Source organism: Olivibacter sp. 47, from assembly GCF_030372825.1.
GTDB lineage: Bacteria > Bacteroidota > Bacteroidia > Sphingobacteriales > Sphingobacteriaceae > Olivibacter > Olivibacter oleidegradans.
In genome coordinates, this window is the sequence record NZ_JAUCNR010000001.1 from 2,883,070 (window position 1) to 2,908,578 (window position 25,509).

Here is a 25,509-nt window from a genome sequence, read left to right on the forward strand (position 1 = left end):
CACTATGTTCTTTGGTTTGCTAAATTTTATCAAGAAATCTTCCCCTAGGGAATTTTGAATGCCATTAAGAATTAACAAGTGATGAAAAAGGTTGAATAAGAAAAACGTTCCTTAATATAAACGCCCAACTGTAAATAAAAAAGCTGTGGAGTCCCCTCCACAGCTCAACCAATTATCCAAACACGATGGCTTAAAAGCCACTATCATCAAGAGCGAACACCACTTTGCGTTCTTTCCATTTTCCATTCGTAAAATCAGGTATTTCGACTGATTTGTTCCCTTCGGCTAAGGATAATGTCGATAATGGTGTAATAACACTCATGCTAACAGAATCGTAGACATCAATTGGTGTTTGTCTGTTTTGTTTTACCGACTCAATAAAAGCATTAAAAACAAACCAGTCCATTCCACCATGCCCCGCGCCGGCAGCATCATTTGCATATTTAGCCCATAAAGGGTGATCATATTTCTTTAACCACTCGTCGGCTGCATCCCACGCATGTCCCTTTGCCGATTTACCTTCGATGTATATGCCATTATTTAAATCCATCCACAAACCTTCCGTACCCTGAACCCTAAAACCAATTGAATAGGGGCGAGGTAAATGAACATCGTGGGATAATAACAGCGTCTCGCCATTGGCACAATTGATCAACGTTGTCGTTACATCCCCATTTTTATATTGAATTTTTGCATTAGGATGTCCGGGAGATGTTTTTTGTACGTAATTTGCTAATCCTCTTGCCTTGCTCGAAAAGGAAACCATATTGGTCATTCGATTTCCGTGGTTAATGTTGGCGTAGTGCATCAGAGGACCCAAGCCATGTGTTGGATAGAGATCCCCATCTTGATCAATGTTGAATTGTGTACGCCATTGCGCCTCACTCATTGCCTTGGCCCCATATTCCACACCTCCACCATAGGGTTGCTTGCCATTGTTAAAAAGGACCTCCCTTAAGTCATGCTGATAACCACCTTCTAAATGAATCAATTCACCAAAAAGGTTTTGCCTTACCATATTAAGAACCGCCATGACATCTCGTCGATAACAAACATTTTCCAAGGTCATATAAGGCTTTCCGGTCTGTTCCGACGTTTTTACAACTTCCCAATGGTCGTCAACAGTTAGGCCGGCAATAACCTCACAACCTACATAAAGCCCAGCTTTCATCGAGTCCACTGCCTGATCTTTATGAAATTGCCAAGGGGTGGCTATCACAACGGCATCTAATTTCTCTTTTTCAAGCAATTTTTTATAAGCATCCACGCCACCGGTATATTCTTTCGGCAATTTTTTATTTGCCTTTTGGAATTGCTTTCTGCAACTTGCCAGTGATTCTTCTTGAATGTCACAGATGGCAACTACATCGATATCCTCCCTTCTTAAGGCCAGGGCCACATGGTTTCTTCCTCGTAATCCAACGCCAATAAAGGCCAGGCGTATTTTTTTATTATTTTGAGCAAAAAGCGGAGTATCAGGTAGTATACTTGTTGCAGCCGCTGCAATGGAGCCTGACTTTATGAAATTTCTTCTATCCATTAGGTGTTCTTTTGATTATTAGGATATTGTTCGGCGTCTTCATAAATTAGAATGCGCTCTCTTGAACAAACATAGAAAAACATTTTTAATAAAATCCTATTGCAACCGATTGCATCTATTTTCAAAAAAATTGCGCAATCGGTTGTGTTTTTAATTATGTATGAAGTTGTTTTTCATTTTCGCATATTGCATCAAATTATAGAGAAACTAGTTTTAAGACGATATTAATTTTCAACTTCAAGTTTTTATACACTTAATGATAGACATGCCAAACAACAAGGCCGCTGAATTTTTGCCTATTGTGAATTTTTTTGCGATTAAAGGTAAAGCCGTTGATATAGAACCTTTTGGTTCGGGCCATATTAACGATACTTATAGAATATGCACAGACTTGGAAGAGGGACCTAATTATATGCTACAGCGTATTAATAATCATGTTTTTAAAAACGTTGAACACCTGATGCAGAACATAGCGTTGGTATGTAATCATATCAAACATAAATTGATCGGACAAAACGAGAAAGATGCCGAGGGAAAAGTACTTACCCCTGTTCCTACAAAAAATGGCGATCTTTTTTTTAAAGATGAAAGGAATAACTACTGGCGTATATTTATTCTTATAGAAAACACGAAATCGTATGATATTGTAGAAACGATACAGCAAGCGAGAGAAGGCGGACGTGCATTTGGGAACTTTCAAGCAATGTTGTCTGATTTGAATCCGCTTGATGTTCATGAGGTTATACCGAATTTTCTAAATATAGCCAGCAGGTTAAGAGATTTTAGAGACGCTATTAACAAGAATATGGCTAGTAGGGTAGATGAAGTTCGATCAGAAATCGATTTTATACAGGAGCGGGAAAATAAGATGAATACCATTTAAATATGGCAGCAAAATCCCAAATTCCGCTTAGAATTACCCATAATGATACTAAATTTAACAATGTGCTTTTGAATAAAGAGGACAAAGCACAATGCGTAATCGATTTGGACACCGTTATGCCCGGTTATGTAGCGTATGACTTTGGTGACGCGATCCGAACGATTATTAATTCAGCCGCGGAAGATGAGGCTGATCTTGATAGGATAAAACTGAACATTCCTTTGTTTGAAGCTTATACGAAGGGATACCTGGAAACAGCGCACCACTTTTTATATCCAATGGAAATTAAGTCTTTGGTGGATGGTGTGTTATTGCTTCCTTATATGCAGATGATCCGGTTTTTAACGGATTACCTTAACGGAGATACCTATTATAAAATAAGCCATCCTACACATAATTTGCAACGGACAAAGGCTCAGATGAGATTGGTAATTGAGATCGAAAAGCATGAAGAATTGTTGCGAGATCTTGTGAAAAGAGAGGCAAACGTTTACCTTAGCTAAATTAAAAACTGCCATGAGTCTAGAAGTTCCCTATATACCTTCATTGGATAGCACCGCTACAGGAAACGCCATTCGTTCCGTATTTTCAATGATAGAAGCACATGCCATTGCATCCCTAAACTGGAAAGAATATTACTATGTACCAAAGGTAAGCTTCAAAATCGCCTATACGGATGAAAGCATTTTATTATATTATGAAGTGTTCGAAAAACATATCCGTGCAGCCTACCTCCATAATAACGAACCGGTATATCGGGATAGCTGTGTCGAATTCTTTATTTCTTTTGATGGCAGTAATTATTATAATTTCGAATTCAATTGTATTGGCACGATGTTGTCGGCATACGGTAGTCAAATCATGGAAAAAAGACAACTGGCTTCTCAAGATCGCATTGGTAGTATTTATCGAGACACCAATATCCATGCAACACCTAATGGCGTGCAATGGGATCTAGTGGCGAATATTCCTTTTAGTGTTTTTAAGGAAGATAGCATTAACTCATTAAAGGCACGCGAATGCCTAGCGAATTTCTATAAATGTGGAGATGATCTGCCTATTCCGCATTTCTTGTCTTGGGCGCCCATTGATCATCCTAAGCCAAACTTTCATCTACCGGCCTTTTTTGGCAAGCTTCATTTCGCATCCTAATCGATTAGAACATTAATCCGGCCCGTTTTCCATTTCGAAAACGCGGTCAATCTTAAGATTTTGTTTGTCTTTTCCTGCCTGCACCGCCAATTGATCACAGCGTTCGTTTTCGGGATGGCCGGCATGTCCTTTTACCCATACGAATTTGATTTGATGAAGTTTGTACACCTGTAGAAACCGTAACCACAAATCCATATTTTTTTTCCCCGCAAAGCCTTTTTTCAACCAGCCAAACACCCATTTTTTTTCAACAGCATCAATAACGTATTTTGAATCTGAATAAATGGTGACATGATGCCCCGGCTTCTTTAGTGCTTCTAGTCCAACAATAACCGCCAGCAATTCCATTCGGTTGTTCGTGGTCTTTCTAAATCCTTCAGATAATTCTTTATAGTATTGTCCGGCCCTGAGAATTACCCCATAACCTCCCGGTCCCGGATTTCCACTGGAAGCCCCATCCGTAAATATTTCAATCATTGAGGCAAAGATAAGGATAGAATCGGGGATATCATTCAGCTAAGTTCTTAAAAATAGTCGTTAATACTTGATTGCACAGGGCAAGTTGGTCAGGCGTAATATTCACCAGTGCCTCGTCCATGGTTTTTTCCGCTTGTTGCTTCGTTTTATTTTGAAGTATTTGTCCTTTGTGAGTAAGAAAAATACGGTTAACCCTCTTGTCAAATTTATCAGGAATACGAACTACTAGGTTGAGCTTCTCTAAATTGTCAATCAGTCGTGTTATACTTGGTTTATCCCGGAAAGATTGAGAAGCTAGTTCTTGTTGCGTTAAGCCATCAGCACGCCAAAGTACATCTAAAATGGCCCATTGCTCTATGGTAATTTGGAGACCGGCCTTTTTAAAGTTCTTTAGCAGGCGACGTGCTAAAGCAGTATAAGTAACGCCGGTTAGTAATTTTACGAGTTCGTCTTCGTTTAACGCTGTCTTATACATGTGCGTCTTTGTTTATCGCAATAAGCTTATCAAGATACGCAATTTACCGCTGTTTTGTTTGGCCGTCGGAAGAAATGGCGTTCAAACAAAAAAACAAAGAATTAATCCCTGAACTGCTCCTCTAGTTTTTTAAGCTTGTTGATCAGCTCTTCCAGCCGCTCACTTTCCTTTTTTATGTAAACTTTCATTAGCACAAAATAACATATCAAAAACCAGATAATGGTACCAATAACAAATAAGACGAGGGCAAAGGTTGATACGTAAAAAGACATTTCGATTAAGTATAGAGCCAATGCAATGGATAAACTAATGGTATAAATCGTGTAATTTCGGGTGTTCAATCGGTAACGGTGCTGTTTATACGCTTGCAAATAAGCGATATAGGCTTCCGGCTTGTTCAGTAAACTCTCGCTGCTGCTGATAGATCGATAATCCTTTATTTGGATTAACATATAGTATACTAAACAGGTAATGACAATGAACATTGATAGTAAAGTCGTCCACGTGTGGAACCGGAAAGAAATAAAAATATAGATTGTTATCAGAACGATGACCGCAATGCTAATAACATGGCTTAAAAGTTTAGCAGTATACTTGTTTTTCGTCTGTTTAACTGTATTTAGGATAGCATCGTAGCTAACACCATCATGTTCCTGCTGCACGTGCCAAAGCTGTTTTAATTCATTAAAATCTTTCATGGCGATTATATATTTCTGTTAGCTTGCTCTTAATCCGATGTATTTTTACCCGCAGATTTCCCTCCGAGATACCTGATATTTCGGCGATTTCCTGATAAGGCATTTCATCTAAAACCATTGTGATAATAATTCTCTCATTTTCTTCTAGTTGTGATATACACTTGTATAGTTGATTTACCTGCTCTTGCTTATCGGAAACATCATCGGCTTTGGTTTCGATAATCCGTTCGTTAATTTCGTCGGTGGCTTTTCGCTTTTCAACACGCAGATAGGATAAGCAGGTGTTTACGGCAATTCGATAAATCCAGGTTGATATTTGAGATTGGTTTCTAAATCTATCAAGATTTTGCCAAACCTTGATAAAGGTTTCTTGCATAAGATCATTTGCAGCCTCGCTATCTCCGGTATAACCATAACAGAGGTGATACACCTTTCTGTTATTTTTGTCAAAAATATCCTTAAATAGGGCCTCTTTTCGCGTCATTTTCTTAGCAACTAAGGTTTAGACTAATGGAATTAGTCCGTGTTACAATTTTTTGTCTTTTTTACCTTGGATTTTTTAGGCAATCATTTTTTATCGTTGGTAAAATTACATCTATTTATTGGAAGCTTAAGCTAAATGGTTATTTTTGTGGAATTGCGAACTGCTTAATGTATTATATGAAGTCAAAATCAGCCGTATTTTTTACCCTAATCACTGTAAGTATTGCCGCTTTATTATATGCTGTCGATTTTATTTTTAACGTAATTCCCCCTCAGGTATTGTTTTTTTTTAGATGGCTTGCTATAATCGGTTTAATACTATACGGATTTAGGAAGAGAACGCTAACGACATGGATTTTGATTTCATTGGTCATTGGCGCAAGTATCGGACATGATTGGCCGCAGATAGGGATGGCTTTACAAGTGGCAAGTAAAGCATTTCTTAAGTTAATTAAAACCATTGTGTCGCCTTTGATCTTCGCAACTTTGGTTTATGGTATCGCAGGACACTCTGACATAAAGCAAGTTGGTCGGATGGGTTGGAAGTCCTTGTTGTATTTTGAGTTGGTTACCACCATCGCTTTGTTTATCGGCTTGGCTGCTATTAATATCAGTAAAGCGGGTATGGGAATTATTCCTCCCGCAAATCAGCATGAGGAGTTGCCGGATGTCAAGCCACAAACCGTAAACGATATTATTCTTCATATTTTTCCCGAAAATATTGCAAAATCAGTAGCGGAAGGTGAAGTATTGCAAGTGGTAATTTTCAGTGTGATTTTTGGTTTAGCCTTAATTATGGTACCCGAAAAAAAGAGGATGCCTATGGTAAATTTTACCGAAAGTTTATCAGAAGTCATGTTCAAATTCACCAATATTGTCATGTATTTTGCTCCCATCGGCGTGGGGGCGGCTATGGCCTATACGGTGGGGCACATGGGGCTTGGCGTTCTGGTCAACCTTTTTCAATTACTAGCCACGCTCTATGTTTCGCTTATCGCATTCATTTTGTTGGTATTATTGCCTATTGGTTTAATAATCGGTTTACCAATTAAACGTTTTATCAAAGCCGTTGGCGAACCGGTATCTATTGCCTTTGCTACTACCAGTTCAGAGGCGGCCTTGCCAAGGGCCATGGAAGCTATGGAAAGCATCGGTGTACCGCGTAAGATAGTGGCCTTTGTAATGCCTACGGGGTATAGTTTTAATCTAGATGGTACTACGTTATACCTTTCCTTGGCTAGCGTCTTCGTCGCCCAGGCTGCCGGGATTCATTTATCCTTTGGAGAACAATTGCTGATGGTTTTTACTTTGATGATCACCAGCAAAGGTGTTGCGGGTATTCCTCGCGCGTCTTTAGTGATTTTGATGGGAACGGCCGCCTCTTTTGGTTTACCTGTTTGGCCCATTTTTATTATTCTGGGCATCGATGAATTAATGGATATGGCCCGAACTTCAGTTAACGTGCTCGGAAATTGTTTAGCAGCTGTGGTAGTAGCTAAATGGGAAAACGAATTTAATCCGAATGCCGTAAATGAAGATATCATGGATACCAAAATCTCACCACACGACGAAATAAAGCCCTAGTCAATTTTATACATCAGGAACAAAACAATACTTTTAAAAACTATATACCATGAGTGAACGCTCTAAAAAAATCTTCCTTTATATCTGTATTATTGTGCCTTTTTTAGGTTATTGTATTTTCTATTATAGTAATATGATAAAAAACGCCCCGTTCCGATTTTCCGATTTTGAGTCTGTTGAATTCAATTATGGGACACCCGATCATATGCTAAACAAGTACAACTCCAAAACCCAAGAATATCAATATATGAATCGGAGGGATTCTTTAGTTAAGAGTACGCTGAAACTACGAAAAGATGATTTACTTTATTTACATCGAAAGGCAACGGAATATGGCTTTTGGAACTTTCCGGACGACATGACCAATAAAGCTGCAGGTGTGGATACCACCAAAAATGTGGTGCGATTTTTTCTGAAATTCAATTACAAAGAGAAAAGTAAGCAAATGCTTTTTGATTCTAATTTTGATGGGGACCCTAAACTTACTGAGGCCGCCAAAACTATGGTCAGCGAAGTGCGGCGTATCCTAACGGATGCAGAAGACAGAAATTAAATGTTGCTCAGTGTTTCTGTAGCTTGCATGAGAATCGAGGCTGCCAGCTTGGCTGTGCGATCATCTATATCGTATAGCGGATTTGTCTCTGCTATACCTATGCTTAATACTTTTTTGCTATTTACTATCTGTTGTATACAGGATGAAAAGACGAAGTCGGGGTATATCCCATTATAGGAAGTCGCACTCACCCCTGGAGCAAATGCAGAAGCAAACACATCCATGTCTATACTTAAATACAGGAAGTCGTTTTCCGCTATAAACGTGTTCAGCATTTCTTGTAGAAAACCATAATTCATATAATGAAAATCGGAAGCTTCTATATACCGGACTCCCAACCGCTCCGCTATATTGAATAGATGCACAGTATTACTCGTCTTCTGAATGCCTAATGCCAAGTAGTGGAATGGTTGGTTTTCGATCCGGTTGGTTTGTGCGATCTCCCAAAATCCGGTACCGGAGCTTACACCATTTTCGTCCGGTTCTCGGAGATCAAAATGTGCGTCGAAATTGATAATTCCGATAGATTTGGAAGGGGTGTTCACGAATTTTTTGATACCACGATAGTGTGGTTGCGCCAGCTCATGCCCCCCACCTAGAAGAATCGGAAAATTTCCGGATGCGAGAAGGGAGGTGACAGCGTGTGCTAAAAGATCTTGCGTAGTCTCCAGTGCCCCATTCGGGCATTTTATGACACCAAAATCATATAAAGTGCGCATCGATGGTTGCAAAGGCAGGTTGCTAAGCGCCCTTCTTATATGCTCCGGGCCTTTAGCGGCACCTTGTCGGCCTCGGTTCCTCCTTACCCCTTCGTCGCAAGCAAAACCTAACAGGGCGATACCATTTGGTGTCAAGGGTATTTCCTGCTTTAGCGATTGAAGTCTCACACATTGGTGCCATCTTAAATGATTAGGACCGAGACCATCTACGCGTCCATGCCACCAGTTGTGTTGCGGTTCGTCATACATTGTGTTATTGTAATATAAGTTTTCCATTTTTCCAAACTTTTGACGATTTCATACTTCCTTGATAATACAATATCTCCCGATAATCTGAGGTAGAATAAGCTTGCATATCGGCAAGCTGTTGATCAGCAATCCTGCCCCGGTTTAGTAAGTTCAGCGCATAAGCAGCGCGATAGGTAAGCCCCGCTAGGGTTTCTGCCATGGTCAGCTTTTCAAAGGTTCCTAAAATGGAGGCCTGCGTCAGCAATTGTCCCATCGGAGCTGAACCGGGATTCCAGTCGCTTGCGATCGCTAAACCTGCCCCCTCATCCAAAAGTTTGCGGGCAGGGCTAAAAGGAATCCCAAGTCCTAACGAGGCTCCCGGTAAACAGACGGCAACAGTGTTCGACTGAGCAAGCAAACTTATTTCCTTTTCACCACTGTGCTCCAAGTGATCAGCTGATCGAGCCCCGAGCATAACGGCTATCGGTACCCCCCCGGGGGTGAATTGGTCCGCATGAATCGTAATCTCAAAACCTTTAGCTTTTACTTTCTTTAAGAACTCTTTTGCTTCCAAAGGGGAAAAGGCAGATTGCTCAATAAAAATATCGAAGCGCGCACTAAGTTTCTCTTGCTCAATGATTGGAAGGAGTTGCGTTACTATATTGTTGAGATATTCGTCCCGACTGCCATCAAAATCAAGGGGGAGGGTATGTGCTGCCAAACAGGTTGGTATTAAATCTACCGGAATAAGTTTATCTGCTTGCTTGATGGCCCTCAACATCTTCAGTTCGTTTTCATTATTCAGGCCGTATCCGCTTTTGACTTCCATGGTTGTTGTTCCACGGCTTAAAGCTTCCGTCGATCGCCGTACTATACCGTCAACCAGCACCTGCTCGGTAGATGATCGACAATGTTGGACGCTTTCCCATATACCACCTCCTGCCTGCGCTATCTCAAGGTAGCTTTTCCCTGCAACGCGCATGGCATAGTCGCGAGCCCTGTTGCCTGCATAGCAGATATGGGTGTGACAATCGACGAACCCCGGTATAAGCGTTAGCACTGAATCCGTTTCTTCTATCACTACATCGGGATAAGCGCGGCGAAGGTTGTTGAAGGTGTCAACAGCAACGATGTATTCGCCTTTAATTAGAACGCCTCCTTGTTCCAGAATTTGCAGTTGTTCATCCTTTAAGCTACCCTTAATTGGAAGACCTGCCATTGTTACGATTTGTGCGAAAGGACCTATGATTTTCATGAATATATTTTGTCTCACCAATTTTTCAAGTTAAACTTCCTATTGCACAATTCAGCTCGCTCATAGCCTGCGTCTACGTGCCTGAATATGCCCATTGCCGGATCGTTGAACAATACCCGTCTTAAACAAGCGTCAGCCCGATCCGTACCGTCCGCCAAAACAACCATACCGGCGTGCTGTGAGTAGCCCATTCCCACACCTCCTCCATGATGAAAGGAAACCCAGGTAGCCCCACTGGCGGTGTTGCTCATAAGGTTTAATAAAGGCCAATCAGACACGGCGTCCGATCCGTCGAGCATTGCCTCTGTCTCACGATTTGGCGACGCCACTGAACCACAGTCTAAATGGTCCCGGCCAATAACAATCGGCCCCTTTACTTTACCACTACGTACCAAGTCGTTAAACAGCAAGCCCGCTTTCTCGCGTTCACCCATTCCCAGCCAACAAATACGAGCAGGCAGACCTTGAAACTTTACTTTTTCACGGGCTTTCAACAACCAATTACGTAAACCTTTATTTGCAGGAAACGTTTTTATCAGGGCTTCGTCTGTGGTATAAATATCCTCCGGATCTCCCGATAGGGCAACCCACCTGAAAGGGCCTTTGCCTTCACAGAATAAAGGACGTATAAAAGCAGGTGTGAAGCCCGGGAGGTCGAACGCATTGGTGAGCCCGCCTTGTCTAGCAAATTCACGTAAATTATTTCCATAATCGAACGTGATTGCCCCCTTTGCCTTCAAGGCCAGCATAAGTCTTACATGTCTGACCATACTTTTAATTGACAACTCCTTGTAATGTGATGGGTTAGCCGTTCTTAATTTAAGTGCTTCTGAAAGTGAAAGGTTGTGAGGAATATAGCCATTGATGGGATCGTGGGCAGAGGTTTGATCGGTTAATATGTCCGGTATTATTCCGTGATCCAATAGTTGTTGGAGTAGATCTCCCGCGTCACTCACTAAGCCTACAGATAACGGTGTTTTGGATGATTGAGCCGCTCGGGTCCAATGAACCGCCTCCTCAAAAGAATCCGTCATTCGGTCTATATACCCGGTCTCGATCCTTTTCTTAATCCGAGAAGGATCTACATCAGCTCCTAGGAAAACAGCCCCCGCCATGGTGGCTGCTAAAGGTTGGGCTCCACCCATACCGCCAAGTCCTGCGCTTACTAATAATTTTCCCGATAGGTTGGCATTGAAATATTGCGCAGCACAGGAAACAAAGGTTTCGTAAGTGCCCTGTAGAATGCCCTGTGTACCTATATAAATCCAACTACCCGCCGTCATTTGACCATACATCATTAGTCCCCGGCTCCGAAGTTCATTGAAATGGTCCCAGGTCGCCCAAGCAGGAACTAAATTGCTATTAGCAATTAAAACTCTTGGTGCTTCGGGATGTGTACGTACGACCCCAACAGGTTTGCCTGATTGAATAAGCAGCGAGTGATGTTCATCCAGCTCTAATAGAAGGGTAATTATTTGGCGAAGTGATTCTTTATTTCTGGCAGCTTGTCCAATGCCTCCATATACCACGAGTTCTTCAGGGTTTTCGGCTACTTCCGCGTCTAGATTATTTAACAACATGCGTAAGGCCGCCTCGGCTTGCCAATTTTTGGCATGCAGCTGATTTCCAACAGGGGCCTTGTAAAAGGGATGTTGTGCATATTTTTCAAGAAAGCTGGAACTGTTCATAATCTTTATCATTTAGGTTTATTTGGTATTTTAATGCCACTTCGTTCGCTCGAGCAACAAACTTGCCACTGGCAATTAAGTTTTTTAAGTGTTGTATATCCGTTGAGAAGATCCGGTCTTCCTCCGCATAAGCAACCTGCGATCGCACGAAGCTATGACATGCTTCCAACACGGAGGTTGAGCGAATAGGATGCCTAAAATCCAAAGCTTGGGTAGCATATAACAGTTCGATGGCCAAGATGTATTCTAAATTCTCGATAACCTTATTTAGTTTTCTACCGCTAATGGATCCCATTGAAACATGGTCTTCCTGTCCTAAAGAAGTGGGAATACTGTCGGCACTGGCGGGAAAGCACAAGCCTTTATTTTCGGAAACCAGGGCTGCGGTTGTGTACTGTGGAATCATGAAGCCTGAGTTCAGCCCGGCATCCTTTATCAATAACTTCGGCAGTCCATAACGGCCTTCGATAATCAGGTAACTTCTCCTATCCGAGATGTTCCCCAATTCCGCTGCTGCTACAGTAGCATAATCTAAGGGAATTGCTAAAGGCTGTCCGTGAAAATTTCCACCACTTATTGTATCCAACGAACCTAAAATTACCGGATTGTCTGTAACTGAATTTAATTCGATTTCTGTTAATTGTTTTAAGTGAAGCCAAGCAGTACGCGATGCCCCATGCACTTGAGGGATACAACGGAGTGAATAAGGATCCTGTATTCGGTCACAATTGACATGTGATTGAATAATTTCCGACTCCGCTAATAAAGCCCATATTCTACTTGCGACAAAACGGTTGCCCGGAAAGGGCCTGAGCTCATGAAGACGCGGATCAAATGGTTTCGAAGAACCCATCAACCCTTCTAAAGACATAGCACCGATAAGATCAGCGGCATCTAAGGCATTGTGAAAACGCGCTAAGGCATGAACCGCATGGGCTGCAATAAATTGAGTGCCATTGATAAGTGCCAAACCTTCCTTTGGGCCCAACTGGAGGGGTTCGATGTTTTCTTGCCTTAATACATCGCCTGTATCGCTCATGCGTCCCTTGTAGTAAACGTTACCTAAACCAATAAGTGGTAAGAATAGATGAGAAAGTGGCGCCAGATCACCGGAAGCGCCAACAGAACCCTGAGCGGGTACGCAAGGGAGTATATCTTTTTCGATGAACCAATGTATCCGTTCGATGGTCGACAACCTGATACCGGAATAGCCTAAACAAAGCGCATGTAATTTAATGATAAGCATGATCTTTGAAATTTCGGTAGATACGAACTCGCCAACACCTACAGCGTGGCTCATCAATAGATTGTGTTGCAGTTTGGCCGTGTCTGAGGCTGATATTAACGTGTCGCACAAAGGACCGAAACCGGTGTTAATGCCATACACTACTTTATTCTTATCTACGATTTCGTCTACATAGGAGCAGCTTTGCGTAATATTGGATATAGCCTCGTTTGTAAGAATACCTTTCAGATTACCATTAGCCAGTGCTAACGCTTTTGCAACGGTTAGTCGATCAATTCCATACTTAAATACCATAAACATAAGATTTAATGTGCAAGTTGCATGTCAGCCAGTATGCATTCACCAAGCGGTTTCGCTTTCAACGCGTTTTCCAATTTGCTTAGGCGTTCAAGAAAGCCGGTAAGACTTTCCTCTTCGGCTTCAAATGCCGACATAATAGATTCGATGCTTTTCCAGACCGGTTTTATGTCGTCTAACATTTTCCGGCCGAGTTTGGTTAAAGTGACAACCTGTTTCCGCCCATCCTGTTTGTCACGTACGCTTTTTACCAACTTTTTCCGGCGAAGATTGTGGATCATCTGACTAACGGATGAATGCGAAATCTGTAGACGATTGGAGAGGTCAACCAACGAAATGTCTTCCGTTTTCGAAAGAATATAAAAGAAAGAAAACCAGCTTGTGTCAAAAGGAATTCCCAGCTGCTGATAAACGCTGTTTAATTCGCTGATATAATATTCACTCAATCTTCGTAAGCGGCTGCCAAATATGAGATAGCCAGGGGTTCGGTAAAAGTCCATAATTGATTTGTATAAGTACTTATACAATTATACAATATTGTATGATAAAAAGCAAGAGGAGAGGGGATAGGTAGTCGGGTTGTTGAATAGAGTTTTAGTGATGAATGTTGCCTGCCCGCCGATAGGCAGGAGTGATGAGCGATGAATAATTTTTTTTGTGCGTGGAAAGTTGACAGGAAGCTTAAAGTGTTGAACATAGGATATAAGACATAGGATAGAGGTCTTGATACTATTCGCAACCCACAACCAATAACCAATAACCAACAACTAATAACCAACAACTAATAACGAATAACCAACAACTAACAACTAATAACCAACAATCTCTTGCGAGTTTGAAATATAAAGCATATCTTTGCGCTTCAAAATTTAAAACAAATATTAATATCTAAACAATTAACAATGTACGCAATAGTAAATATAGCCGGACAGCAATTCAAGGTTGCAAAAGACCAGCATCTTTTTGTAAACCGTTTACAAGGGGATGAAGGCGCTAGTATTGAATTTGACAATGTATTGTTAGCAGAAGACGGTGGCAAGTTTACAATTGGAACTCCAAGTGTAGCTGGTGCTAAAGTTTCGGCTAAGATTTTGTCGCATTTAAAAGGAGATAAAGTGATTGTCTTCAAAAAGAAACGCCGTAAAGGATACAAGAAGAAAAACGGACACCGTCAGCAATTTACGAAAATCCAGATAACAGATATTACTCTTTAATTGATTTTTAAATAGACGGCTTGGCCGTCATAAATAAAGATAAGATATGGCTCATAAAAAAGGTGCGGGTAGTTCGAAGAACGGTCGCGAATCACATAGCAAAAGATTAGGTGTAAAGATTTTTGGCGGTCAAGCTGCGATCGCAGGAAATATTATTGTTCGTCAAAGAGGAACCAAACACCATCCGGATAAGAACGTAGGAATGGGTAAAGATCACACTTTATTTGCTTTAGTAGATGGTAAAGTTGTTTTTACCAAAAAAGCAAATAACAAATCTTACGTATCGGTAATTCCAGCTGAAGTTAAAGCAGAAGCTTAAGCCATTGCGCTTTTAGCTTTAAAATATACAAAGCCGCAGGTAAATATACTTGCGGCTTTTTTTTGATCTGTCTGTTAAAGTGAAGCCTTCAAAAGGAGTCTTCCACTTTTGTAAAACTTTTGTTATTAACCGAAAAGACCGCAGGCCTAACCGCTTTTATACCTGCAAAATCTTAACTTATCCGTATTAAATGTACTTAAAACGATTTATTAGTTGCTGAGCGACAGGTGTTTGTATCTTTTGTTTTTGGATTTTTTCAGCTTGGTTTGTGTGTTTTTTCAATGAAATGTAATATATGTTGATAAAATTATCGAAAAAAGTATAAAATGTTGCAAATATTGAATAATTTTTCTTTAATTTGTAAACATTTATAATTGTTAATTTTAGCTATTAAAAAATAAATTTATGTGTGGAATTATTGGTGCATTTGACCTAAAAGTAAAGTCTCAGGACTTGCGTGCCCAAGTGTTGGAGATGTCGAAGAAGATTCGCCATCGGGGGCCTGATTGGTCAGGCATATTCAGCTCAGACAAAGCGATATTAGCCCATGAGCGATTAGCCATCGTAGATCCAAAATCAGGAACGCAGCCTTTGTATAGTGAAGACGGAACAGTTGTTCTTGCCGTTAATGGTGAAATCTATAATCACCGTTTACTTCGCGATCAGCTTCCAAATTACAATTTTTCCACAAATTCTGACTGTGAAGTTATCTTAGCGCTTTATAAAGAAAAGGGTGTTGATTTCTTAGAAGATCTAAATGGTATTTTTGCCTTTGCTTTGTATGATACAGAGAAAGACGTCTATTTGATAGCACGAGATCATATCGGTATCATCCCGTTTTATATGGGTTGGGATAAAAGCGGCAATTTCTACGTGTCTTCCGAGCTGAAGGCCTTAGAAGGTATTTGTAACCGCATACAGGAGTTTAAACCTGGTCATTATATTTACAGTGCGCAGGGACAAGAATTACAACGTTGGTATAGAAGGGATTGGGAAAGTTATGAAAGCGTTGCAAATAATGAATCGGATATCGCCGCGTTGCGAAAAGGATTGGAAGATGCCGTTCATCGGCAGATGATGTCCGACGTACCTTATGGCGTCTTATTGTCTGGCGGTTTAGATTCATCCATTATAGCGGCTATCACTAAAAAATTTGCGTCCAAGCGAATTGAGTCGGACGACAAGGAGAATGCCTGGTATCCTTCGTTGCATTCCTTTGCGGTGGGATTAAAAGGTTCTCCGGATCTAGCGGCTGCACAAAAAGCGGCTGAGCATATCGGTACAATTCATCACGAAATTCATTTTACTATACAAGAAGGCTTGGATGCCATAAGAGATGTTATCTATCATCTGGAAACTTATGATGTAACCACGATCAGGGCGTCTACTCCCATGTACTTATTGGCACGGGTGATCAAGTCAATGGGCATTAAAATGGTGTTAAGTGGAGAGGGATCTGACGAGCTTTTTGGAGGTTATTTGTATTTTCATAAAGCACCGAATGCAAAAGAATTTCACGAGGAAACAGTCCGTAAGTTAGGTAAACTTCATTTATACGATTGCCTTCGCGCCAATAAATCACTAGCGGCATGGGGAATTGAAGGACGTGTACCTTTCCTTGACAAAGAGTTTATGGACATTGCTATGCGCCTAAATCCAGCGGATAAAATGGCAGGAAATGGCAAGATGGAGAAATGGATATTGCGAAAAGCTTTCGAGGATTATTTGCCGGAAAGTATTGCATGGCGCCAAAAAGAGCAATTCTCTGATGGGGTGGGATATAGCTGGATTGATACGTTGAAAGAACAAGCAATGAATGCGGTGTCTGACGAAGAATTAGCGAATGCTAAATATCGTTTTCCAATAAACCCACCGATGTCTAAAGAAGAATATTTTTATAGAAGTATTTTCAGTGAGCATTTTCCTTCCGATTCGGCGGCCGCATGCGTGCCATCGGTGAAGTCGGTAGCTTGTAGTACGCCGGAGGCGTTGGCTTGGGATGCCTCATTCCAAAACTTGAACGATCCATCGGGTAGGGCGGTGTCAAGCGTACATAACGAAAGTTATGACAAAGAAAAGGCGGCTGTTTAACAGCTTATCGTAAGATTCATTTAAAAAAAAGTAGTAATAGGTGCCTATTACTACTTTTTTTTAAATGAAAAGCCAATACTAACAAAAAATGGGGTGAAAATTTTCGTATCGATTAATAACTTAGCTCGTCTGATACAGCTCATTAATACTTTTTGCGTATATTTTTTCAATGACCTTTCGCTTAGCTTTCAGTGTTGGTGTAAGCTCACCGGCATCAATACTAAAAGGCTTTCTCTTTACTTTAAATGACCGAATACGCTCAAATTTGGCCAGTTCATTGGATAGTCTTTTGATATCCTGTTCTATCCAATCGATAATAGCAATATCTTCAATGAATGGATCCTCTTGATTAAAAAAACTTTCGCGAAGATTAAAGGTCTCTTTCAATAACTCTTGATTGGGAACAATGAGTGCGGTTAAATATTCCCTGTTGTCACCAATAAGAAAGATTTGCTCGATTCGTTTACTTTTCAGGTACGTATTCTCTACCGGGGTGGGATATACATTTTTTCCGTAGGCATTAACAATCATATTCTTGAGCCTATCAGTGATTTTTAAATTTCCTTTATAGAATTTTCCAATATCACCTGTATGGAACCATCCGTCGCTATCGATAACATGTTTGGTTTCTTCCGGTTTATTCCAATAACCTTTCATAATGCAATGACCACGAATAATGATTTCGCCTTCTTCGGTCTCAAGATTCGGATCAAAGCTAGCGTGACTTTGTACGGTATGTATCTTTAGGCTTTCAATGTCCTGAATGGCGATTTCTATTCCGGGCAGTACCCGTCCAACTGTTCCGTAAACTTGCCTGTGGAATTCCGTGACGGCTACCACCGGCGAGGTTTCGGTAAGACCATATCCCTCTAGAATCTTAATTCCTATGTTTCCGAAGAACTCGCCCACATTCTGGGGCAATGCACCTCCGCCGGAAATCATGAATTTTAGCCTTCCGCCTGTTTTTTCTTTTATTTTGTTAAAGACAAGCCGCTCGGCCAAATTATATTGTGTGGTTAAAATCGGTCCGGGTTTTTTGCCTAACTCTTTTTTTTCTCGATATTGCTTACCTGTACCCAATGCCCATTTAAAGATGGCTGCTTTAGCACCTCCGCTTTGGGTGCCATTTTTCATCGCTTTGTCATGTATTTTTTCCAAGAGCCTCGGTACGGCGCATATTACTGTCGGCTTTACTTCATACATGTTTTTGGCCAACAGATCAATGCTTTGGGCATACGCTATTTTTGCTCCAAGTGCTAGACACACGTGATAGGTAGCTGTACGTTCAAAGACATGAGATAAAGGAAGAAAAGAAAGAAATGTATCATGTTGGTCTACTTCCAAAATTTGATCCAAACAAGCCCTCACGTTATTAGTTAGGTTTGAGTGGGTGAGCATCACACCTTTAGGTGTGCCCGTGGTGCCGCTGGTATAAATCAAGGTGGAGATGTCCGACATTAAAATACCTTCTCTTGCACTCGCAATATCTTTTTCATAAGCTGTACGTAAAAGTGCTCCGTCGTGAAGGATCTTGGCGAAAGGCACTACGCCTGCTTGGAGCGTCAGGTTTTCGGTATACTTTTCGTAGCCATCGAATGTGGGTATAATACGAATTAATGCCTCACAGTTGTTCGCAATCTTAAGTATCTTTCTCAGTAGAAAGGGTGTATTTACGATAATCGTACGCGCGCCGGAGTCATTCAAAATATATTCTGTGTCCGATTCGGGAAGCGTGGGGTATATCGATACGTTGACAACACCAATTTGTTGTAATCCTTGATCAAAATAGACATAGTCAGGACCATTTTCAAGTAAGAGAGCCGCCCGATCGCCCTTTTTAAGACCGATAGAGAGTAAGTATGCTGATACCGCCTGAATATGATCAAGAGCTGTTCGATACGAGATTTCTTTCCACTGATTGTCTTCATGATGAATTAGAAAAGTCTGTGTGTCGGGATGAATATGCTCCACTACATTTCTGAGCAAGCCCGGAACCGTCATATCTTTAGTGATAGGATTCATTCTTCGGAATAATTGTGTCTAAATGTAACTTATCTAAGTTTATAACAAAACGCAAACATAGATAAAATGCTTGTCATTCATGCATAGGCAATGAAAAATTTGCTCAAAAGGGTAATATCGGGACCATTTATCGTTGCAGGGAGCAATCGGTTTTCTGATAAGAAATTGAAAAAGCAGACTTGTCGTCGGTGAATTGCCTTCCTGTTTGCTGGTTTACACTAAATGGCTTCTGTTTAAGTTGTTCACCCTGCAAAAGAAATACCGTACGCAGCGTGTCCTTTATTCCTTCTTGTGCAAAGTGCCAGACCACATCTACGGTGTCTCCACGTTTTATACCGGTGAGGGTGCCCGTTCTACTGTCTTTTTCAAAAGGAATCCAACTGTATTTTCCGGTTACCCTATTACCTAAAATGGACAGATTGATAAACGTTGAGTCTTTTGAGGATGTCCCTTCTAACCGGAAGAAACATAGTTCTGTCGGTCTATGACTTGTATCTACAACCGTTGTATCGCTCCGAAAACTGCTGTCGGCCCAATTAGCATGTTTTTTTCCTTCAGGTGCCTGGTTACATGCGGTTAAAAAGATGCTTACTGAAATGATGCCTAAGCCCAGTTGCGTAATTAATGTTTTCATATATTGATTTTACTGAATTCTGAAAATAAAGATATAAAATGCCTTTGATATCTTACTGCTGTAATGCGCCTTTTGTTTGACACAGATATTACATACGCTAACCGTTAAAGTTTATCTTTGTTTAATAAACACACTATGAGGAAGGTTAAACAGATGACCTCGGAAATACAAGCATTGGTGAAAGAGCAAGTATTTGATGCAGTTTGTCAATATATGTTTGATTACTTGTTTTACTCTCCGAAATTTCCCTTACGTTCAAGTCAGCAGGAGCTATTGGCACGTTCCAGACAAATCGAGTTTTCGGTTTTCGATTCCTATTTTGATCATCAGGAGCTTTTGGTTAATGCATTTGCTTGGGGAAATGGTGATCAACTTGTACTACTAACGCATGGTTGGGCTTCTAAAGCAGCTGATTTCTATTATCTAATTGAACGTCTTTTGTCCAGTTCACGCTGTACAGTAATCGCATTTGATGCTCCTGGTAATGGTTCTTCGCAAGGAAGGTTGACTAATCTCTTATTATATGTTGAAAGTATTCGAAAAATAACCAGGCATTTTGGTATCCCAAGCGTTTTAATTGGTCACTCTCTAGGTGCAATGGCCAATATCATCGCTTACAAAGATTTCGTCGTAAAACCAACATTGTTGGTCAGCCTAGCTCCGTTAATTGATCTCGAAAGCTACTTTATCACCCAAATGACAACAGCTAATGTGCCAATTGATGTGCAGCGACAATTTTTCCGCGATTTTAAAAAGTCGTTTGATATTGAGGTTAGTTATTTCAACCTGAATAACCTTTACAATTACGCCTGTGAAAACCACTTGCTTTTTTACGATCGTCTTGACGAAATCTCACCATTTAGCTTTATGCAGGGATTTCTGCAAAAACATGGCGATATCAAACATAAAGCCTATGATGGGACCGGTCACCATCATATGGTTAAGAGCGAAGCCCTAATTAACGAACTGCTTGAACAAATGAACAGACTTTTGTTATCATAGCGATTCCGTCACCGACTGCTTTAGTATGTGAACTGCTTCTGTGAGCTCATTCGTGTTGAGGTCTCCAAAGCCTAATCGCATAGCCGTTGTCAATTCATTTTGGTAAAGTAAGGTTTGCGGCAAATGAAGGCCGTATTTTGCACAGTTTTTGCTAATTCGCATCAGATTCAATTCTTTTTTCCACAAAGACCATAATGCTAATCCCCCCGGTGGAGATTTGAAGGAGGTGTAATCACTCAGTTCATTCTTTAATAAGGTAGACAGATGGGTACAACGCTGTTCGTAAACTTTAATCGCTTTTTTTAGGTGTCTATGAATTTCTCCTTCCGTTAATAACTCGCCCAGTGCTTGTTCCATTAACATATCGCTTTGTCTGTCAACGATTCGTCTGAAACGTCCGATTTCTTCTATCAGGTTTTGCGGGGCAATGATGTAACCGGTTCGCAAACCCGGTGCGAGCGTTTTGCAAAACGAGCCGATATATACAACCATGCCTTGACTGTCTGCACTGGCGAGGGGTAATACCGGACTGCTCGTATAATGAAAATCGTAATCGTAATCGTCTTCAAGAATGATAAAGCCATATTTACTCGCCAAATTGAGCAATTCGATTCGTCGTTCAGCACTTAACGTAACCGTAGTCGGATAATGATGGTGTGGTGTTATATATACCATCCGTATAGTTTCTTTTTCACAAAGCGCTCGGATGGCTTCTACAGAGATACCCTCCTTGTCTACCGGCACAGCATGTAGTTTTGCACCAGCCTGTTGAAAAATCATATTGGCGATATAATAGCTGAGGTTTCCTACAACAACCCGCTCACCGGTATTAATGAGGACGCTGGATGCCAAATAAATGCCCATGTGTATACCGCGTGTCGTCAATATATTCTCTTTTTTTATGGGAAGGCCGCGTGAATTGTTCAGATAGTATGCCAAACTATCGCGATAATATTCGTTGCCTTCCAAATGAGAATACCCTAAATGTCTTACACTCGTTTTTCTTCTTAGTACACCTCCGTAAATTTTCGCCAAACGATCTAAAGGAGCTATTCGCGTATCAGGTAGACCATCGCTGAAGGCTAAGTGGCAAGTCGATAATGCGATCGGTCGATCCAACAGGATGCGCTGTTTAAACGAGAAGCCGGTTTTTTTTGGATAGCTGGCTAAATAATCACTGTCATATTTTATAGGATCAGGCAAGTCGTTGTTAAGACGGTTTCGAATAAAGGTGCCTTTATTCGGAATGCTCTGCGTCCAACCTTGCGTATACAGTTCGTCATAAGCTGCAATAACCGTTTTTCTATGCACACCAAGATCTTCGCTAAGCGCCCGACTTCCAGGTAGTCGTGTGTCGGTAATTAAAACGCCGCGTTGAATAGCATTGATAAGTTGCCGTGCAATCTGTAGGTATATGGGTGTATTGCCTTGCTTGCTCAACACAATAAGACTTTTAAAAGGAATTTTAACCGGACTACTCATGAAGTTAAAACTGGACTATATGTATCGTCCGGCAAGATACTACTTTTGGCTAAAATTCAATAGCAATGAAAGATTTATTATACGATATCGTAGCAGACGATTACGCTCATGCCAAATTTCTAAACACGTTATCGCTAATGGAAAACAGTGGCGCCTGCAAAATATCAGCAATTAAGGACAACGCGTTACTCAATTTAACCCTACTCAAACATGCAGCCGAAGAGCATAGGCACGCTTATCATCTAAAAAGGCAGAGTCGTAAGTTAGGGACTTATTGCAATACTTATCAGACACATGAACTGTTGGCGCCCATAGTGAGCAAACAATATCTTGACAGGCTAAATTTAGACGTATATCGATACTTTAAGGACGTCTTAGCCGTTTCTCCTGATCGTTTACGCTTTTATGCCTACCTAATGGTGACTTACATCATTGAGTTACGGGCGGATGAGTTGTACCCACTCTATCAGGAAGTGCTCCTGCGTCATGGAAGCAAAGTTAATGTCAAGGCGATTATACAGGAAGAAAAGGGGCATTTAGAAGAAATGGTCAACCAGCTTACCGAATACGATGGAGAATGGCGACAACATGCATCTTACCTCATCATAAAGGAGCGGCGTATTTTTTCAGATTGGATCAACCGGATAAAGCAAGATTTGTATGAAAGCGATGGATCTGTACATGCTTAAAGCTTTATCGAAAAGGAAGGACGAAGGTTGTCTCCGGCAATTAAGGGTTCCCAATGGTTTGGTTGACTTTTGCTCCAATGATTATTTTGGTTGGTCGAGATCGCTGGCCAATAGAGCGTTTGTCGACTGCTTACAATGCGATGGATCATTTATTATAGGATCCACCGGCTCACGCCTAATCTCCGGTAATAGTTTGTTGGCAGAAGAGGTAGAGGGCCAGATTGCCCGGTTTCATCAAGCAGAATCGGCTCTTCTCTTAAGCACAGGCTACTTGGCTAATCTAGGACTTATATCAGCGCTCGCTAAACGAGGCGACTTCATTGTTAGAGATGAATGTGTACATGCATCTGCTGTTGATGGTTGTCGTCTCAGTTTGGCAACCACCCTTCATTTCAAGCACAACCAGATAACCGATCTACGCAGGAAGTTGGAAAAATATCGCAGTGGAAAGTGTTTTGTGTTAGTGGAGAGCCTTTACTCCATGAACGGCGACTTTGCACCTCTTAGCGATTTAATTGACGTATGTGATCGGTACAATGCGTTGCTGATCGTTGACGAAGCGCATGCAATTGGTGTATTTGGAGGCGGATTGATACAATTGCTGGGATTGGAAAAACGGGTTTTTGTACGCGTCGTTACGTTCGGGAAAGCACTGGGAGTACAGGGAGCTGCTATTTTGGGAAGCAAGATATTGCAGGACTATCTTATTAATTACTGCCGTCCCTTCATTTATAGTACGGCCGCATCCTATTGGCAATTATTAGCCGTGCGACTAGCTTATCAGCGTTTGGCGAGGGCAGAATGCGATCAAGCTTTACTTCAAGCAAAATGCTTGCTTTTTAACCAAGCATTGGGAAGGGAAGTGCGAGGCCCTTTTCTCAGTCCAATACAAATTATCTATGGTAAAAGTAACCAGGAAGTAGAGCAATGGAGCGAAATACTGCAGCATCATGGTTTCGATGTTTCTGCAATAAAAAGCCCTACCGTGAAACCAGGCCGCGAATGCTTACGGGTTTGCCTCCACAGTTATAATAAAGATGAGGATATCATACGCCTTGTCTTCCGTCTGAAACAGCTAATTAAAAATGAATAACGGCATTTAATGCGGTTAAAGTATGGTATACACAATAACCTATTTTAAGAAAATGAATGAAAAAAATATCTTCATCACGGGAATCGGCACCGGGGTGGGAAAAACGATTGTCTCAGCGGTATTGGCATCTTATTGGAAAGCCGACTATTGGAAGCCAATTCAGTGCGGAGACTTAGACAATACAGACAGTGAACGAGTCAAGCATTTGGTAAATGCGGAATCGACACACATTCATCAAGAGCGATTTCGGCTGCAATTGGCGGCTTCGCCACATGAGGCGGCTGCTGCGGAGAACATTGCTATTCACCCAGATGATTTTCAACCACCTTTTACTGCCAATCGGTTGATTATTGAAGGGGCAGGTGGCTTGCTCGTGCCTTTATCAGGTGATTTCTTTATGATTGATTTAATAAAGCAACTTGGTGCAACAGCCATATTGGTGATAAGAGACTACTTGGGCTGCATTAACCACAGTCTTCTTTCCTATGAAGTTTTACGTAGAAAAGAAGTTCGTATAAGGGCGCTGGTATTTAATGGCAATATGAATAAAGCTTCCGAAGAGGCGATAGAGAGTCACGTTTCCGAGGAGATTCCTATCATCCATGTTCCTGAATTGAGTTCAATAAATAACGAAGCGATCCGTTACAGTAGCTTACACTTATCGATAAATAGTAAAATAAAAAAAAATGAATCAGCAAAATAAAATTCGCAACGATTGGTCGATCGAAGAAGTACGCCGTATCTACCATATGAGTTTGTTGACTTTAACTTACGAGGCGGCACACATTCATCGCCAGTGGCATGATCCGTCTACAGTTAAGGTTTGCACCTTACTATCAATAAAAACAGGAGGGTGCCCGGAAGATTGTGCATATTGCGGACAGGCCGCCAGGTACCACACCAATATTAAGGTTAAACCATTAATGGACGTAGGAGAAGTGATAGCTTGTGCAAAAAGGGCAAAAGAGTCTGGATCAACACGCTTCTGTATGGCGGCGGCATGGCGTGAAGTACGGGATAACCGTGATTTTGATAACGTATTGGAAATGGTTAAAGGTGTGTACGCCTTAGGGCTGGAAGTCTGCTGTACCTTGGGGATGCTAACGGCTGATCAAGCAAAACGCTTGCGGGAAGCTGGCTTGTCGGCTTATAATCACAACCTCGATTCTTCAGAAAATTATTATCAGGAGATCATAAGCACGCGTAATTTTAACGACCGATTGAATACCTTGGAGTATGTCAGGCGAGCTGGCATATCGGTCTGTTGTGGTGGAATTATTGGTCTAGGAGAATCAGCAGAGGATCGGATCGCCATGCTTCACAAACTGGCCACTATGCCGAGCCATCCAGAATCGGTGCCGATTAATGCCTTAGCTCGCGTCAGTGGTACGCCATTGGCAGATTTGCCAAAGGTGCAGATATGGGAAATGGTACGAATGATTGGAACAGCTCGTATTTTAATGCCAAAAGCGATGGTACGGCTCAGTGCAGGTCGATCCGAAATGTCTACAATCGAACAAGCCTGGTGCTTTCTGGCAGGTGCTAATTCTATTTTTACAAGTGAAAGCGAGGAATTGTTAGTAACACCGAACCCGAAGCTGACGGAGGATAGAGCAATGTTTGAGTTGCTGGGGCTTCATCCATTCTCCTTAAAAGAAAATCAAAAATTAGATTTAGGTTAACTT

The 25,509-nt window shown here is 41.3% G+C and carries 26 protein-coding genes; 13 read left to right on the forward strand and 13 right to left on the reverse strand.

Annotated elements, in window-relative coordinates; all coding sequences use genetic code 11:
• Window positions 1-190 precede the first annotated feature (190 nt).
• On the reverse strand, window positions 191-1,540 hold the full coding sequence (locus tag QT327_RS12445; protein WP_013666552.1) for a Gfo/Idh/MocA family protein: 1,350 nt from the start codon (window positions 1,538-1,540) through the stop codon (window positions 191-193).
• A 265-nt stretch (window positions 1,541-1,805) separates the two neighbouring features.
• On the opposite strand from QT327_RS12445, the gene QT327_RS12450 reads away from it, so the two are divergent.
• From QT327_RS12450 to QT327_RS12460, 3 genes are read left to right on the forward strand one after another with little or no spacing between them, the layout of a single operon-like run.
• Window positions 1,806-2,423, forward strand: a complete 618-nt coding sequence (locus QT327_RS12450) for a hypothetical protein (RefSeq protein ID WP_289553013.1) — start codon at window positions 1,806-1,808, stop codon at window positions 2,421-2,423.
• Between the two features lie 2 nt (window positions 2,424-2,425).
• Complete coding sequence (locus tag QT327_RS12455; RefSeq protein WP_289553014.1) at window positions 2,426-2,926, forward strand: phosphotransferase; 501 nt, start codon at window positions 2,426-2,428, stop codon at window positions 2,924-2,926.
• 13 nt (window positions 2,927-2,939) lie between these two features.
• Window positions 2,940-3,575 (forward strand): carbohydrate-binding family 9-like protein, encoded by a 636-nt coding sequence (locus QT327_RS12460; protein WP_130857827.1) that lies wholly within the window; start codon window positions 2,940-2,942, stop codon window positions 3,573-3,575.
• Between the two features lie 12 nt (window positions 3,576-3,587).
• Here QT327_RS12460 and rnhA read toward each other — a convergent pair whose 3' ends face one another.
• The 4 genes from rnhA to QT327_RS12480 all read right to left on the reverse strand — a co-directional run bounded on the left by rnhA (window position 3,588) and on the right by QT327_RS12480 (window position 5,709).
• Window positions 3,588-4,052 carry a ribonuclease HI gene (gene rnhA / locus QT327_RS12465; protein ID WP_130857826.1) on the reverse strand — a complete coding sequence of 155 codons (465 nt, stop codon included), beginning with the start codon at window positions 4,050-4,052 and terminating at the stop codon, window positions 3,588-3,590.
• A 31-nt stretch (window positions 4,053-4,083) separates the two neighbouring features.
• A complete protein-coding gene (locus QT327_RS12470; RefSeq protein ID WP_013666556.1) occupies window positions 4,084-4,527 on the reverse strand; it encodes a MarR family winged helix-turn-helix transcriptional regulator in 444 nt (147 codons plus the stop codon).
• Between the two features lie 101 nt (window positions 4,528-4,628).
• Entirely contained in the window at window positions 4,629-5,225 is a 597-nt protein-coding gene (locus QT327_RS12475) for a hypothetical protein (protein ID WP_130857825.1), read from the reverse strand.
• A complete protein-coding gene (locus QT327_RS12480) occupies window positions 5,212-5,709 on the reverse strand; it encodes an RNA polymerase sigma factor (RefSeq protein ID WP_013666558.1) in 498 nt (165 codons plus the stop codon). The genes QT327_RS12475 and QT327_RS12480 overlap by 14 nt, the downstream gene beginning before the upstream one ends.
• Before the next feature lie 176 nt (window positions 5,710-5,885).
• Between QT327_RS12480 and QT327_RS12485 the strand changes: the two genes are divergently transcribed.
• Window positions 5,886-7,292, forward strand: coding sequence for a dicarboxylate/amino acid:cation symporter (locus QT327_RS12485; RefSeq protein ID WP_149105675.1), 1,407 nt, complete (start codon window positions 5,886-5,888; stop codon window positions 7,290-7,292).
• Window positions 7,293-7,341: 49 nt separating this feature from the next.
• Entirely contained in the window at window positions 7,342-7,845 is a 504-nt protein-coding gene (locus QT327_RS12490; protein ID WP_013666560.1) for a hypothetical protein, read from the forward strand.
• On the opposite strand, the gene hutG is transcribed toward QT327_RS12490, so the two are convergent.
• From hutG to QT327_RS12515, 5 genes are read right to left on the reverse strand one after another with little or no spacing between them, the layout of a single operon-like run.
• The gene (gene hutG, locus QT327_RS12495; RefSeq protein ID WP_149105676.1) at window positions 7,842-8,840 is read right to left on the reverse strand and encodes a formimidoylglutamase; all 999 of its coding nucleotides are present in this window, start codon (window positions 8,838-8,840) and stop codon (window positions 7,842-7,844) included. The two genes, QT327_RS12490 and hutG, sit on opposite strands and share 4 nt — an antisense overlap.
• Complete coding sequence (hutI, locus tag QT327_RS12500) at window positions 8,818-10,047, reverse strand: imidazolonepropionase (RefSeq protein WP_130857823.1); 1,230 nt, start codon at window positions 10,045-10,047, stop codon at window positions 8,818-8,820. The genes hutG and hutI overlap by 23 nt, the downstream gene beginning before the upstream one ends.
• Window positions 10,048-10,061: 14 nt before the next feature.
• On the reverse strand, window positions 10,062-11,735 hold the full coding sequence (hutU, locus tag QT327_RS12505) for a urocanate hydratase (RefSeq protein WP_168204564.1): 1,674 nt from the start codon (window positions 11,733-11,735) through the stop codon (window positions 10,062-10,064).
• Window positions 11,713-13,275, reverse strand: coding sequence for a histidine ammonia-lyase (hutH, locus tag QT327_RS12510; protein ID WP_013666564.1), 1,563 nt, complete (start codon window positions 13,273-13,275; stop codon window positions 11,713-11,715). The genes hutU and hutH overlap by 23 nt, the downstream gene beginning before the upstream one ends.
• Window positions 13,276-13,286: 11 nt before the next feature.
• A complete protein-coding gene (locus tag QT327_RS12515; RefSeq protein ID WP_130857821.1) occupies window positions 13,287-13,778 on the reverse strand; it encodes a MarR family winged helix-turn-helix transcriptional regulator in 492 nt (163 codons plus the stop codon).
• 402 nt (window positions 13,779-14,180) lie between these two features.
• On the opposite strand from QT327_RS12515, the gene rplU reads away from it, so the two are divergent.
• The 3 genes from rplU (at window position 14,181) to asnB (ending at window position 16,902) form a co-directional block, all read left to right on the forward strand.
• Window positions 14,181-14,492: a 50S ribosomal protein L21 gene (gene rplU, locus QT327_RS12520; RefSeq protein ID WP_013666566.1), complete on the forward strand. Its 312-nt coding sequence runs from the start codon at window positions 14,181-14,183 to the stop codon at window positions 14,490-14,492.
• Between the two features lie 46 nt (window positions 14,493-14,538).
• A complete protein-coding gene (gene rpmA, locus QT327_RS12525) occupies window positions 14,539-14,811 on the forward strand; it encodes a 50S ribosomal protein L27 (protein WP_013666567.1) in 273 nt (90 codons plus the stop codon).
• A gap of 405 nt (window positions 14,812-15,216) precedes the next feature.
• Window positions 15,217-16,902 carry an asparagine synthase B gene (gene asnB, locus QT327_RS12530; protein WP_013666568.1) on the forward strand — a complete coding sequence of 562 codons (1,686 nt, stop codon included), beginning with the start codon at window positions 15,217-15,219 and terminating at the stop codon, window positions 16,900-16,902.
• A 120-nt stretch (window positions 16,903-17,022) separates the two neighbouring features.
• On the opposite strand, the gene QT327_RS12535 is transcribed toward asnB, so the two are convergent.
• Together QT327_RS12535 and QT327_RS12540 are read right to left on the reverse strand one after the other, a co-directional pair.
• On the reverse strand, window positions 17,023-18,924 hold the full coding sequence (locus tag QT327_RS12535) for an AMP-dependent synthetase/ligase (RefSeq protein WP_149105678.1): 1,902 nt from the start codon (window positions 18,922-18,924) through the stop codon (window positions 17,023-17,025).
• 127 nt (window positions 18,925-19,051) lie between these two features.
• Entirely contained in the window at window positions 19,052-19,558 is a 507-nt protein-coding gene (locus QT327_RS12540; protein WP_013666570.1) for a hypothetical protein, read from the reverse strand.
• A 135-nt stretch (window positions 19,559-19,693) separates the two neighbouring features.
• Between QT327_RS12540 and QT327_RS12545 the strand changes: the two genes are divergently transcribed.
• Window positions 19,694-20,560, forward strand: a complete 867-nt coding sequence (locus tag QT327_RS12545; protein WP_149105679.1) for an alpha/beta fold hydrolase — start codon at window positions 19,694-19,696, stop codon at window positions 20,558-20,560.
• Here QT327_RS12545 and QT327_RS12550 read toward each other — a convergent pair.
• Complete coding sequence (locus tag QT327_RS12550; protein ID WP_246860288.1) at window positions 20,555-22,003, reverse strand: aminotransferase-like domain-containing protein; 1,449 nt, start codon at window positions 22,001-22,003, stop codon at window positions 20,555-20,557. The genes QT327_RS12545 and QT327_RS12550 overlap by 6 nt on opposite strands.
• Before the next feature lie 104 nt (window positions 22,004-22,107).
• On the opposite strand from QT327_RS12550, the gene QT327_RS12555 reads away from it, so the two are divergent.
• From QT327_RS12555 to bioB, 4 genes are read left to right on the forward strand one after another with little or no spacing between them, the layout of a single operon-like run.
• Window positions 22,108-22,731, forward strand: a complete 624-nt coding sequence (locus QT327_RS12555; protein ID WP_149105681.1) for a hypothetical protein — start codon at window positions 22,108-22,110, stop codon at window positions 22,729-22,731.
• Window positions 22,703-23,824 carry an aminotransferase class I/II-fold pyridoxal phosphate-dependent enzyme gene (locus tag QT327_RS12560; RefSeq protein ID WP_149105682.1) on the forward strand — a complete coding sequence of 374 codons (1,122 nt, stop codon included), beginning with the start codon at window positions 22,703-22,705 and terminating at the stop codon, window positions 23,822-23,824. The genes QT327_RS12555 and QT327_RS12560 overlap by 29 nt, the downstream gene beginning before the upstream one ends.
• A gap of 22 nt (window positions 23,825-23,846) precedes the next feature.
• Window positions 23,847-24,527, forward strand: coding sequence for a dethiobiotin synthase (gene bioD, locus QT327_RS12565; RefSeq protein WP_149105683.1), 681 nt, complete (start codon window positions 23,847-23,849; stop codon window positions 24,525-24,527).
• Complete coding sequence (gene bioB / locus QT327_RS12570) at window positions 24,511-25,506, forward strand: biotin synthase BioB (RefSeq protein ID WP_149105684.1); 996 nt, start codon at window positions 24,511-24,513, stop codon at window positions 25,504-25,506. The genes bioD and bioB overlap by 17 nt, the downstream gene beginning before the upstream one ends.
• Window positions 25,507-25,509: the final 3 nt, after the last annotated feature.